The following is a 12,436-nucleotide window of genomic DNA, read 5'->3' as shown; positions in this document are numbered from 1 at the left end:
GGCTAAGACGCTCCTTTCGTGTGTTTGTCCTAGTTTTTCCCATGGAGGTGGCGCATATGTATGGAATGTAGGGCGGCGGTGCGGTGGTGTGGCCCAAGTTAGTCGGTTTCACCGACTAACTTTGCGCCAATCGCCTCTGCTGCACCTGAGTTAGTCGGTTTCACCGACTACCTTCGCGCCAATCGCCTCTGCTGCGCCTGAGTTAGTCGGTTTCACCGACTAACTTTGCGCCAATCGCCTCTGTTGCGCCTGAGTTAGTCGGTTTCACCGACTAACTTTGCGCCAATCGCCTCTGCTGCGCTCGAGTTAGTCGGTTTCACCGACTAACTTCATGCCAATCGCCTCTGCTGCGCCCGAGTTAGTCGGTTTCACCGACTAACTTACGCTTCAGTTTTTACCATGCAAAAGCGCCACCGCCTTTTCAGTAAACATGAACTTATGGCTTCTGGCTAACCCACCACCAATGGGTAGAACGAGTCCTTTACTTTCTAGCTTTCGCAATACCTTTCCACAAGCATCCCTTTTAAGCTGCAGCCAAACACTCACCTCCTTCACCTGAAAAGGCTTATTACACAATAAAGCAAACCTCAAAACCTCCCGCTCATACACCGGCAGCTCCAGCAACCCAGCCCCTGCGTTCCAAACCTTCAAACGTCCCCAAAACAGGCAACACTACCTTCTCTAATAGCTTCTTCGTTCCCGTCAAATCCCTGCGCAGCATGTCCAGTCTCTGACCTTGAGCTTGACGAACTTGCACATTCCAAAACATCTCATACTCCTTCTCAAACAAGTCTACCGCCTCCTAAGAAAATAAAACGCCGCCAACTCCAACAAACAGGAGCTAGCGGCGTGTGCTTCACGCTTTATATGATTGCTTCTTCACAATACCAAACTCTAGAACACGTCGCAAAACAAACTTAATTCCCCTCCTGAATAACCCTGTTTTTTTATAATGTATATTTCATAGCGGAGATCCTTCTTTTTCCTTCTTCTTTTTAAGCAGCAGAGCTGCTATCTCTTTACGATGTTTGAACATAATGAGAAGTGTATTCCCCACCCATATCCACAGCAGCATCGCCGCCGCATCCCTCACATACAGATAAACGCCTAACAGAAGCATCCCCATCACAACTTGCTGACCATCTGCCTCCGAAGATATCGGCTTCCATTTGTTAATAATCTTCATCCCACCAAGCATGACTGCCAAAATAACTGCCAACGCAAGTGACACTTCAAATTGTGTCAATCCACTCCAGACGCCGAAGGTGACAGCGATGGCTTTACCCCCTTTTCCACGCAAAAATGGTGAAAACGCATGCCCAAATATCGGTGCTAATGCTATTGGGATCAATCCATACCCTGACATCCCTCCAACTTCCACCGCCAGTAGAATAATGAGATACCCTTTGATAAAATCGAGTAAAACCCCGGCAACCCCTAGCCGATATCCCGCCGCTTTCCACAAATTAAGGGCACCTGGGTTACCGTCCCCGACGGTTTTTAGGTTTTTTCGAGCTAACCGACCTAACCAGTAACTAAACATGAGCGCACCGGATACAAAAGCACAAATCGTCCAAACGATGATCATTGCTCTCGCCTGCTTCCTACTTTGACGTGCCGCCCTTTCCAGGCCACATGCCCTAGAAATACGACCTGATACATCGAGTACAGCATGACCATAATGAAAAATAACGTCGACACGATGTGTAGCACAGGCGTAACAATGCCGAAAATACCAACGTATTTTACAAAATAAAAGAGCTGTGCCATATACAAGAGATAGCCAATTAAAAGCGGAATGCCCCATGATGTCGTTAGGAAAAATGGAAATGCTGTTGAGAGAATCAGCCCAATCGCCCAAATCGCGGTAAGCGTAAGGGTACCTGCTTTGAGTTTAGACGTGCCTAGGACAGCGCCTTTGCCGAAGCCTTGGATCTGGCTTTTTAACCCCTGTGGATACATTCGAAAAGAAACCTGTCCATAGCCGATAAAATTGTTAACTGGAATGCCTGCTCTTGCATACGTAGCACCGAGATTCAGGTCGTCCAGCATTTCTGATTTGATGCCTTCGTGGCCTTTAATCGATTCGTAATCTTCCCTAGTCGTTAAAATACAAGACCCATAGAGGCCTTTCTGTTTATTATTTTTCTCAAAAGGAGACGTAAACGCAAATACACCGAGCACATTGAAGATGAGCGATAGTCGCTCTCTTAGATTCTCCGTGTAATGGTAGGGCACGATCGACAGTACTCCACCTAATTTATTCCGTGTTTTTACCAAACATTCTAATGCCCGAGGTGCAAATCGAATATCAGCATCCAGGAAAGCAATCAGATCGCCGGTGGCGTGGGAATAACCGTTCCATACGGCCCAGTTTTTGCCCGTCCACCCCTCAGGCAGCTTAGGATTGGAAATCACAGTAACGCCGTAATATTCAGCGATTTCCTTCGTGTGATCCTCCGAAAAATCATCCACCACAATGACTTCATAGGGTTCCAAGGTTTGGATTCTCAGGGCATGAAGAAGATGAGGGAGATTGTCCGCTTCATTCCTAGCCGGAATAATAATAGACAACTTAACTGCATTCAGAGCTTGATCGGTGCTGCGCGGTAGTACTTGTCTTCTGAAGATCAAGAAACCAGACAGACACCCTAGGATACATATGACTAGTAACGCCATCCTTGGAACTCCTCCTTCACATCCCACTGTTAACGGATCCTAAGCGAGACATTATTTTGATCCGGGAATACAGGCTATATAGATGTATATGAAAGATCAATCGCTTCTCATGCGAACAATTCACTCGGTATGTTATAATATTGCTTATCACCTTATTGGAGGCATCCTGAATTATGAAAATTTATGTCATCCTCTCTTTTGATGGGGAAACGCTTGAGAATGTTTATGTCGGACCCGACGAGGAAAAAGCGCTTGCTTATAAACCGGCTGATTTTGAAAACTGCGATGCACTCTTTGTGGAAATTTGGGAAGACGGGGAAAAGACCGATGATTTCCGATTAGAAGAAGAGGAAGAATTTGAAGACGATGATATAGAAGATGAGGAATTGGATCTAGTTAACGAAGAAGACAATGAGGAAGAAGTGAAATAAGTTTTCCCTCTATATAGCATAGAAAGGTTGATTACATATGGATTATGCGTTCGCCATTGAACCATCTGCGTTTACTCGTTTTGATGATGAGTCCGAGCTGATCGAGCAATGTAAAGAGTGGGGTTTAGTTTCTGAAAAAGCGGTAAAAGCAAAAGCCTTTTTCTACAAAGGGAATAGTCTTAATGTGGCATGCAATATCGTCGGTCTCGTGGATCCAATGACGGCTGTCATTGAATTGGATACAAGGCAGCTGCACTGCATTCATCCCTCCTATTTGAAGGAAATGCAAGCTGCGAACTATAGCCAGCGAGGTGCGGCTCTAGCTGAAGATGCAGCTGTTGCCGACGAATTAGAGACTGCTGAACCGGAAGAAAAGCCAGCCAAAGCATCAAAATCCGCGAAAGCCGAAGCTATTTCTGAAGATGGACAAGCAGCACCTGCCGAGAAAGCGCCTGCTAAGGAAAAAACGAAAAAAGAGAAAGCCCCTAAACTGGAGCTTCCTGAAGAAAAAGTGAAAATGAAGGCCACGGTTACCGAATTTACAACCGTACCGAACAACTTCTCAGACACCGATGATGAAGTCATCATCTATGAAGCTGTATCCATTCTGGATCCAGCCCTAGACATCGGAACTGCGTGGTCGAGCCATAGCGCAACGCTCAAGAAGCTGGAACTCGCCGTCGGTGACACCGTCACCTTCGAGTGCAAAATCGTTGCGAAAAAGTTGAGCAAACATCCAGTACCGTATAAGATCAACAATCCGGGGAAGATGCAGAAGGTAACGGAATAAGGAAACGATAGAGCTTCAGTCCTAATTGGGGGCTGGAGTTTTTTTGTTGGCGTGGCGAATGGAGCGCGGCTAGGCATTCTGGTGCTACGGGCGGCGCAGTAAGGCCCAAAAAGGGCCTTATTTCCTTGCGCTCCGGCCGGCGGACTCACTTTAGCGCCCCTAAATGGCGCTATTGTCCTCGCCGCGCTCGCTTTCCGGGCGCCACGAGCGCAGTATAGCTGTAACGCCTTATTTCTTCTACGTGAGAGAAATGCTGAATTTCTAGTTTAAATTTGCCAGAAGGTGAGGTAATCATCTCAGTTCTGTTGCCAAAGGCACTCTGCAAATACAACCCTTCATGCTATAATTAGCATTGAGAAAGGTGCTGATCAGATGGCTCCCAACCTGACAACCATGCAGCCGGCCGAAACGATCGGCATGCTTGCGGATTATCATTTCCCGCCTTACATTACGTTAGCTCATATGTTCCATGCTCCGCAGGGATGGGCGATACGCAACCGAGAGATGACACAGTTCATCCTACAATATGTCGTCGATGGTTTTGCTCACTATCCTGTTGAAGACATCCCCTACGAGACGCGCCGAGGTGATCTCTTATTTCATCGTCCGAATGAACGTCACTCGATCATAAAAGAAGACCACAGTCCTTATGTATGTATTTCACTTGTCTTTCATTTTGGTACGTCTGCGTTCCCTTACGAGGAACTCTTTAAACATAAGCATCAGCTTGGTAATTTCGCAGATCACCCAGTAGAAACGATGCTATCCCAGCTTGTTTCGCATTATCGTCAGCCAGGACTTGTGCATCAAATGCACTGTCAAAGCTTACTCATGCGCATTCTTGCTGAAGCCGCACAAGCTTTCGAAACGGGTACAACTCGCGCCAAAACGGATGCACTCACAATGCCCAAACTCGTCTTAATCAAAAACTATCTCACCGAGCACTACAGCCGCGAAATTCAAATTAGAGAACTGGAAGACGTTTCTGGTCTGAGCAAGAACTATATTTTGACCTTATTTCGCCAGCACGTCGGCATGTCCCCTATGCAGTATTTGACGTGGATCCGCATCAACAAAGCCAAGGAGTTGGCCATACACAGCAGTTTATCCTTCAGTGAAATCGCGGATCGTGTCGGCTATTCGGATGTCCACACTTTCGGGCGTATGTTCAAGAAAAAAACGGGGCAAAGTTTAACCCAGTTCTGTTCGAATTTGATCTATTCCTAGCTCGCCGGGACGGGTGGTTGGGACTGAGTTGGTGGGATGAGGTGACTGGTTGGGAGTTGAGTTGTTTGGAGGTGACTGGTTAGAAGTGAGTTAGTTGGAGGTGAGTTGGTTGGTGTTGGTTGGAGGTGGGTGAATTAAAAATTGAAGTAAGGTTGCTGGTCAGGCTTGGATCTAGATCATGCTGCTCGTGCACGGCATTGAATTGCGGCTACCCCCTCCAACACGAATTACCTGGAAAATCTACAGCTATTCTCGTGAAATTCATGTTCTACACAACAAAAAAGGCCGTCCCCCATAGATCCATCTACTTGGAGGAACAGCCCCTTCTTCACCTGTATTTACCTATCTTTACTCATCTTCATTTAAGCACGCCAATATTCCGTATGCGTGTACCTGTATGTCTTCGGCACCTGCTTCGTACCTATCGCGAATGCGCCTTTCGGCTGATAGTCATACGGTGTTTCACCCGACGTGTAGGCCGCTTCTTTGCGCTTTTCGATACAATCGACGAGCATATGCTGCTTCAACGATAGATACTCTAGCGTATGCGGCCCAAATTCCGCTTCGATTTCGCCTGGGCGGAACTCATAATACACGGTTCGGCGAAGCGCGTTGCCATCCCCCTCCGGTGAGCCATGCAGCAGCTGAATATTATGGAAAATGACATCCCCAGGATTCATTGGCACGGGTACAGCATCGCTAACATCAAAGCCTGGCAGCGCGCAGCGCTCCTCGGCAACCTCAGCAGCCCAATGGTTCGAACCAGGAATAACCCACAAGCATGACTTCAGATCCGCCTCATCCAAGTAAAAATCAACATTGAAGATTGGCCGTGGATCTGTACAGCCCTCAGGCACTAACGCATCGCGATGCCAAGGCACGCTGGCCGCCTGATTCGGGATTTTCACAACTAGGGAATCCCAGGTAGGAATGAAGTTAATACCTTGAATCTTCGCAACGGATCGCAAAATAAATGGATGCGCAAGCAACGCCTTATTCGCCTCTTGCTTATCGATAATATATTCCGTACGCCAATATTTGCGTTCACCATTTTTCCTCACACGGTACATATAATCCTCATCATCGCTTCCAGCCATGCCAATTTCTACGGCCTTCATCGTTTGTTCCTGTAGGAGTCGAAGCTCTTCTCCAACTACCACATTACGAATAACCAGGAATCCATTTTCTAAGAAAAACTGTGCTTGCTCACTCGTAATTTCATCTTGCAGTAACGCATCGGCTTCAGGTATGTGAATCTTTTGTTGGCTCATGCGAACAACCTCCTCAAATAACTTTCATACCTTTACTTTACTGCAATGGTTAGCGAAAATCTTTAGTCTAAACAGGCATTATGGTTGCCAAAAGCACATTGTCCGCTTTGATATTCTTTTGGTGTCATGCCGACAGACTTTTTGAACAGTTTTGTAAAATAAACCGGGTCCGAATACCCTACAAGCGAGCCTACTTCGTACATTTTCACATCGGGGTAATCCTCCAAGATATGCTTCGCTTTCACAATTCGTAGATCGGTCACATAGTCAGTGATCGTCTTCTTCGTCTCTCTTTTGAACAACTTGCACAAATAACTAGGATTCAGCCCTACTTTAGTAGAGAGTTCATTCAAATCAAAGGCTTGATTCAGATCAGACTCCAGCATACGAATGACATCTGCAATGATTTGCTTCTTGTGGACCTTAGGCTCAACTAATGGTTGATCCACCATCTCCTTTTCAGATGAATCCAGCACCGCAAACCGCTCCCCAACTCGCTTCAAAACTTGAAATAAATCCTTCTTGTTCACCGGCTTCGACAGGTACTCTTCTACACCGAATCGAATGGCTTGTCGCGCATACTCGAATTCATTAAATCCACTTAAGAGAATAATATGAGCATCTGGATAATCCGACCTTGTTCGTTCGATCAGCTTCATCCCGTCCATCATGGGCATTTTGATATCGGTCAGGAGTATCTTGCAGTCTGCAGTTTCCCAGCCACTCATTTTATCCATCGCTTGAATCCCATTTGCACACAACCCTATAACTTCAATTGGTAAATCCATCGCCTCAACCATGGCTTGAAGACCTAACCGAATCCGCTGTTCATCATCGACTATCAACATTTTCATCGTCATCTTATGCGCTCTCCTTCCATGCTTCCAGAACAGGTAGGACAATCGTTACGGTTGTGCCGACCTCGATTTCACTACTCACCTGCAAACCATATGGGGCACCATATTGTAAAATAATTCGCTCATTCACGTTGGCAATCCCAATATTATTGCGATTTTCTTGTCTCAAACCTAGCATCGCATTCCGAATAATTTTGAGCTGCGAATCTTCCATGCCGCACCCATTATCCCGAACGGTAAAATAGATCGCTTGCTTATCCATGTGAGAACTAATTGTGATTAGACAATTCTCTTCCTTCATTTCAAAACCATGCAAAATGGCATTTTCCACGATAGGTTGAAATAATAGTTTAATAACCGGATAGCTCAGATGAGCCTCACTGATGTTCAACTCCAGCTGAATATCTTTGGAGAATCGAAAGTTTTGCAGCGCCAAATATTTCTCCAAATGATCCAATTCCTTATGAATCGTCACCTGATCCGTCCCCCGCAAAATGCCATACCGCAGCAGCTCCCCCAGATTGTAGGTCATTTCCGAAATCTCATAATCTCGCTTTACTTCGGCCGTCATCCGGATCACTTCCAGCGTATTATAGATGAAATGAGGGTTAATTTGATGCTGAAGCGACCTAAGTTCTGCCTCTCGTTTGCGATTTTGCGTCTGATACACTTCTTCCACCAGTTCATTGATTCTTCTAATCATATTATTAAAATGCTTCGCCAGTATGCCAAACTCGTCCGAGTATTTCACCGGAATTTGGACGTCCAGATTCTCTTTGTTAACCTGTTTCATGGTCCTCATTAACGTACGTAATGGCCGCGTCAACGCGATGGCAATGATCGCTGAAGTCACTAAGGCCACTGTAATCGAGAGCAAGACGAGAATCATGGTGAAATCCCGTGTTACCCGCGTCTCTTCTGTCAGATGATCCACAGGAATGAAAACCATTTGCTTCCAACCCGTTACTTCAGACGTTGTATAAGAGGTTAGATACGACTTCCCTTCGATCGTCACCTTGAAGCTGCCTTGTGCGCCAACAGCTTTTTGTACGAGCTCATTGCCAGCCACATTCGTAGAAATCCATTTCTGCTCGCTATCATAGATCACCGTATTCTGATCATCAAGTACCATCGTCCGGCCTTTGGTCACCTCATCTAACTCACGAACGGCATCCGCGATAACTTGAATTCTCGAGTCAAAGATGATCATCCCAATACCTTCTAATGAGTTCGTATTCTTCAATTCTCGCGCAATCGAGAAATAATATTTATCCGTATGACCAACGGTTATTTTCTGTGTGGAAATCACAATGGAAGAGCCCTGCGCATTCCGCACTTGTTGTCGTAAATCGACGGCCTGCTGCCGAATGTCGGCCCGGATCGTATCATTTTTGGTGCTATCGTACATGTTGCCATAATTATCGAAAATGTACACAGACTCTGTATCATTCTTCAGACTGTTCAAGCCTTTCACAAAGTTCTGGAGGCGATTATTTTCTTCCACCGTTTTATTGCGATTGGCTAACGATTCCTGAATATCCTGCATATAAATCTGGCTGCCCGTCACACGCTTAATATCCGAGACGTACTGGTCCACCCGCTCCAAAATTTTCTGTGAAATCTGGTTTACATAGAGAGCCGTATTCTTTTCAATCGACTTTGAATAACTCGAATAGGAGATCATAGAGATCGTAACAATCGGCACTGTGATCAAAATGACAAACACCGTAATCAGCTTTTGAGTAAGTGATAGCCTCACAATCCAATGCCATATTTCGCTTCGCACAACAAGTTCCCCCTAGCTCTTTCGCAGGAATGTAAGCCCTTTCTTTTTAAAATCCAAGAAAACCCATGGCTCTTAAATAAGGGCCTTGGGTTACTATTTCGACTCACCAGCAACGGTGTCCTGCTAGTTATTTATTTCACTGCTCCATTCGTAATCCCGGAGAAAATGTATCGTTGCAGGAACAAATACAACAAGACTGTCGGAAGTAGGATGATAAGAATCGCCGCACAGATCAACTGCCACTCGGCACTATTCGTACCTGTAAATTTCATTAAGGTCGTCGAAACAACACCTAGCTTCTGCGATGGCATATACAAATATGGCGTGTACATATCGTTATAAATCGAAATTGTTTTTAAAATAATGACCGTTGAAATGGCTGGTGTTAATAGCGGGATGATAATGCGGTAGAAGATACCATACAGGGATAAACCTTCGATCATCGCATTCTCATCGAGTTCATACGGGATATTGCGAATGAACTGAAGCAAGATGTAAATTTGAACAACGTCTGCACCAATGTACAAGAGCACTGGTGCGAAATGCGTGTTGAATAATCCTAACCATTTGATAATGGAGAAAATCGCTACCTGAGTTGTGATGGCTGGAATAATCGCTGCTCCAGTATAGAGCCCAAGAATGAGGAAGCGGCCTGGGAATTTGAAGCGCCCAAGCACGTACGCCACCATTGTCCCCATGACGATATTCCCAATCAAGGATAAGCCAATCACAATCGTCGTATTCAGAAACGCCTGGCCGAGATTCCCTCTTTCAAACACGATCTGGAAATTTTCAAAATTTAGAAAGGAGTTTGGCAGTGAAAACGCGCTGGACATGCCATATTCCTTGCTCCCTTTAAACGCATTTATACACAGAATATACAAGGGGAAAAAGATAATGAGACTTGCCACGGATAAAAGCGCGTATTTCACTGTCGATGTGAACGGTCTTGATTTCATGGTGTCACTCCTCCTTTCCTCCAACAATTCTCCGTTGTGCGGATACTACGACAATCACGACAATCATCAGTAGTACACTCATCGCTGAAGCGAGTCCAAAGTTGTTATATTGAAACGCGGTCTCCACTGTTTGCTGAACATACGTTTTACTTGCCGCCAAAGGACCACCTTTGGTTAGGACGAAGGGAAGGTCAAATACCTCCAAAGCCCCAATCACAGTCAGAAACAGATTAAGCTCGATAATTTTCCTCATACCAGGTATTGTGATGTAGCGAAGCACTTGGAATCTTCGTGCACCGTCTATTTTTGCTGCTTCATAGAGATCTTCAGGGAGCGACTGGAGTGCCCCTAAGTACACAACCATATTAAAACCCATAAATTTCCATACTCCAATTGAAGCTAGAGATACATTGACAAGACCTGGCTTACCTAACCAGGATATAGGATCCATGCCCAGCAAACTTAAGAAATAATTCAATGAACCCGTGTTGGTATCGAAAACATAGCCGAACATAAACGCTACGGCGACCCCATTCATAATGTAGGGCAGAAATAACACCGTCCGAAACACGTTACGTCCTTTAAGCTTACTGTTCAACAGGACCGCGAAGAAAAAGGCTACAACATTTTGCAGGATACCACCTACGAAGTAAGCAACATTATGGAGGAAGACATAGAAGACTTCCCTATTTCCCATAATTTCTTTGTAATTTGAAAACCCAACCCACGTTTTCACCGGTGTTAATCCATCCCATGATGTAAAACTTAAGTATATGAGCCTTAGAGCTGGATAATAGGTAAATGTTAAAAGCAGCGTGAGTGGCACGATTAGGAAGGATAATATTAAGGTAATTTTTTGTTGTTGGTAGCTCATCTCCATACCTCATTGCTCTTTAATTTGAAAAAGAGGACTGAATGCTTGCAAACTATCATTCAGTCCTCTTCTGCTTAACGCTTACTTACCCAGCGCTTTTTTCGCTTCTACCCACTTTTTGTTGTATTTATCAAATACCTTAGCCACGTCCGTTACCGCTACTTCTTGTGCGATGTCGTTCAGATCGATTTGTGCTTTATTTTGGATCGCCATAGCGTCACTGTTATCCGCAGCGATTTCAACGAAATTCAAGTCTTTCGTAGCTAGGAAATCAGACAATTGCGTAACAGAGGACTTCTTATCCTTCAAAGATGGAATGAAGCCAGCAAAATCATCATAACCGGAATCTTCAATTAACCATTTCACGAAAGCTTTGGCTGTCTTGAGGTTTTTACTGTTTTTGCTAACGGCATAGAAATAATCAGGTGTCATTAATGTAGTCAGCTTACCTGAGTTATCGAAAGGCATTGGGAAGAAGCCTACGTTAGCACTTTCTGTGCCATTTTCAATAACTTGTGGAATAACCCAGTTCGGCAAGAGGTACATCGCCATTTTACCAGAGGCTACATCCTTCTTGGATTGCTCCCAGTTAGAAGAGTTGATATCCTTCTCTACGTAGCCCTTGCTGATCATCGTTTTGAGAATGCCTAAGGACTTGGCGAAAGCGCCATTCGGGTCAAAAGCATTCTCCTGCTTAATGCGATCATTCCAGAAGTTCGGATTACCAGACATCGCAACAGCTACATGCTGCCACGTGTAGAGCGGCCATTTGTCCTTGTAGTTGGTTGCAAGAGGTACAATCCCCTTCGCTTTCAGCTTCTCGGATGCGGCATAGAATTCATCGAGTGTCTTCGGAAGCGCTGTAATACCGGCATCAGCGAATGCTTTCTTGTTGTACACAATCCCTGTAGTGGAACCGCCTGTTACGAGACCATAGGTGCCACCGTTCGCTGTTTTGTAGTCTTTAAAGCGGATTTTATCATTCAGACCGAGATCATCCAGTGGGGCAAAATAATCAGGAAGCTGTGTATTTGGAATGTTCGGAATCAGTACAACGTCCGGCACTTCCGCTGTGGCCAAGCGTAATTTGATAGCGGCTTCATAATCCTTCAGTGCTTCGAATTCTACATCTGCATTCGGGTATTTCTTCTTGAACGCTTCGCGATACTCTTTCAGCTTCGTATCTATTAAGTCTGTGCGGTTCGTTGCGAACACGATCTTCCCTTTAATATCATCATTTGGATTCGCTGCTTTGGGAGCTTCCGTCGCCGCTGTTGCTGGTGCTGGCGTGGCAGACGCTTTCGCTGCTGGTGTTGGGCTTGCTGTTGTTGTTGTAGATTCCGATCCGCATGCTGCGAGTAAAGTTGCGAGTAAACAAATCGATGTTGTGGCTACTAATGTCTTCTTCATCCTATTTCCCCCAATGAACTAGTTTGTGTAGCGCTTACATTTTTATTATAAAACGTCAATGCTGCGAGTAAAATGGCACGCATTTGTTTTTCCTTGTACTGTATTTCCACTTTTCGGTGGAAACGAGTTACAATATTGGGGGCCGAAGCCCC

The 12,436-nt window shown here is 45.2% G+C and carries 13 protein-coding genes; 3 read left to right on the top strand and 10 right to left on the bottom strand.

Features of this window, described 5'->3' with window-relative positions:
• Positions 1-387 precede the first annotated feature (387 nt).
• From L6I86_RS35970 to L6I86_RS25480, 4 genes are all read right to left on the bottom strand, one after another.
• Positions 388-555, bottom strand: coding sequence for a hypothetical protein (locus tag L6I86_RS35970; protein WP_420851929.1), 168 nt, complete (start codon positions 553-555; stop codon positions 388-390).
• 46 nt (positions 556-601) lie between these two features.
• Positions 602-790: a hypothetical protein gene (locus L6I86_RS25490; RefSeq protein WP_236291209.1), complete on the bottom strand. Its 189-nt coding sequence runs from the start codon at positions 788-790 to the stop codon at positions 602-604.
• Between the two features lie 171 nt (positions 791-961).
• Complete coding sequence (locus L6I86_RS25485; RefSeq protein ID WP_236291208.1) at positions 962-1,588, bottom strand: glycerol-3-phosphate acyltransferase; 627 nt, start codon at positions 1,586-1,588, stop codon at positions 962-964.
• Entirely contained in the window at positions 1,585-2,679 is a 1,095-nt protein-coding gene (locus tag L6I86_RS25480; RefSeq protein WP_236291207.1) for a glycosyltransferase family 2 protein, read from the bottom strand. The genes L6I86_RS25485 and L6I86_RS25480 overlap by 4 nt, the downstream gene beginning before the upstream one ends.
• Positions 2,680-2,852: 173 nt before the next feature.
• Between L6I86_RS25480 and L6I86_RS25475 the strand changes: the two genes are divergently transcribed.
• The 3 genes from L6I86_RS25475 (at position 2,853) to L6I86_RS25465 (ending at position 5,127) form a co-directional block, all read left to right on the top strand.
• Positions 2,853-3,110, top strand: a complete 258-nt coding sequence (locus L6I86_RS25475) for a hypothetical protein (protein WP_236291206.1) — start codon at positions 2,853-2,855, stop codon at positions 3,108-3,110.
• A 37-nt stretch (positions 3,111-3,147) separates the two neighbouring features.
• Positions 3,148-3,900 (top strand): hypothetical protein, encoded by a 753-nt coding sequence (locus tag L6I86_RS25470; protein ID WP_236291205.1) that lies wholly within the window; start codon positions 3,148-3,150, stop codon positions 3,898-3,900.
• Between the two features lie 372 nt (positions 3,901-4,272).
• Positions 4,273-5,127 (top strand): helix-turn-helix transcriptional regulator, encoded by an 855-nt coding sequence (locus L6I86_RS25465; protein WP_236291204.1) that lies wholly within the window; start codon positions 4,273-4,275, stop codon positions 5,125-5,127.
• A 362-nt stretch (positions 5,128-5,489) separates the two neighbouring features.
• Here L6I86_RS25465 and L6I86_RS25460 read toward each other — a convergent pair whose 3' ends face one another.
• From L6I86_RS25460 to L6I86_RS25435, 6 genes are all read right to left on the bottom strand, one after another.
• The gene (locus L6I86_RS25460) at positions 5,490-6,398 is read right to left on the bottom strand and encodes a phytanoyl-CoA dioxygenase family protein (protein WP_236291203.1); all 909 of its coding nucleotides are present in this window, start codon (positions 6,396-6,398) and stop codon (positions 5,490-5,492) included.
• A gap of 62 nt (positions 6,399-6,460) precedes the next feature.
• Entirely contained in the window at positions 6,461-7,258 is a 798-nt protein-coding gene (locus tag L6I86_RS25455; RefSeq protein ID WP_236291202.1) for a response regulator transcription factor, read from the bottom strand.
• 1 nt (position 7,259) lies between these two features.
• A complete protein-coding gene (locus L6I86_RS25450; RefSeq protein WP_236291201.1) occupies positions 7,260-9,041 on the bottom strand; it encodes a sensor histidine kinase in 1,782 nt (593 codons plus the stop codon).
• Between the two features lie 131 nt (positions 9,042-9,172).
• The gene (locus L6I86_RS25445; RefSeq protein WP_056613145.1) at positions 9,173-10,000 is read right to left on the bottom strand and encodes a carbohydrate ABC transporter permease; all 828 of its coding nucleotides are present in this window, start codon (positions 9,998-10,000) and stop codon (positions 9,173-9,175) included.
• Positions 10,001-10,004: 4 nt separating this feature from the next.
• Positions 10,005-10,874 (bottom strand): carbohydrate ABC transporter permease, encoded by an 870-nt coding sequence (locus L6I86_RS25440; protein WP_236291200.1) that lies wholly within the window; start codon positions 10,872-10,874, stop codon positions 10,005-10,007.
• Positions 10,875-10,955: 81 nt separating this feature from the next.
• Complete coding sequence (locus L6I86_RS25435; RefSeq protein ID WP_236291199.1) at positions 10,956-12,284, bottom strand: ABC transporter substrate-binding protein; 1,329 nt, start codon at positions 12,282-12,284, stop codon at positions 10,956-10,958.
• Positions 12,285-12,436: the final 152 nt, after the last annotated feature.

Source organism: Paenibacillus allorhizoplanae, assembly GCF_927798215.1.
In the GTDB taxonomy this organism is placed as follows: Bacteria; Bacillota; Bacilli; order Paenibacillales; family NBRC-103111; genus Paenibacillus_E; species Paenibacillus_E allorhizoplanae.
Note: the sequence above shows the minus strand (reverse complement) of the source record. Positions and strands in the feature narration are given on the sequence as shown.

What these genes read in the sequence shown, in the direction of transcription:
- L6I86_RS25485 (WP_236291208.1), bottom strand. Translation starts at nt 1,588, where the DNA reads ATGATCATCGTTTGGACGATTTGTGCTTTTGTATCCGGTGCGCTCATG.
- L6I86_RS25480 (WP_236291207.1), bottom strand. Translation starts at nt 2,679, where the DNA reads ATGGCGTTACTAGTCATATGTATCCTAGGGTGTCTGTCTGGTTTCTTG.
- L6I86_RS25475 (WP_236291206.1), top strand. Translation starts at nt 2,853, where the DNA reads ATGAAAATTTATGTCATCCTCTCTTTTGATGGGGAAACGCTTGAGAAT.
- L6I86_RS25470 (WP_236291205.1), top strand. Translation starts at nt 3,148, where the DNA reads ATGGATTATGCGTTCGCCATTGAACCATCTGCGTTTACTCGTTTTGAT.
- L6I86_RS25465 (WP_236291204.1), top strand. Translation starts at nt 4,273, where the DNA reads ATGGCTCCCAACCTGACAACCATGCAGCCGGCCGAAACGATCGGCATG.
- L6I86_RS25460 (WP_236291203.1), bottom strand. Translation starts at nt 6,398, where the DNA reads ATGAGCCAACAAAAGATTCACATACCTGAAGCCGATGCGTTACTGCAA.
- L6I86_RS25455 (WP_236291202.1), bottom strand. Translation starts at nt 7,258, where the DNA reads ATGACGATGAAAATGTTGATAGTCGATGATGAACAGCGGATTCGGTTA.
- L6I86_RS25445 (WP_056613145.1), bottom strand. Translation starts at nt 10,000, where the DNA reads ATGAAATCAAGACCGTTCACATCGACAGTGAAATACGCGCTTTTATCC.
- L6I86_RS25440 (WP_236291200.1), bottom strand. Translation starts at nt 10,874, where the DNA reads ATGAGCTACCAACAACAAAAAATTACCTTAATATTATCCTTCCTAATC.
- L6I86_RS25435 (WP_236291199.1), bottom strand. Translation starts at nt 12,284, where the DNA reads ATGAAGAAGACATTAGTAGCCACAACATCGATTTGTTTACTCGCAACT.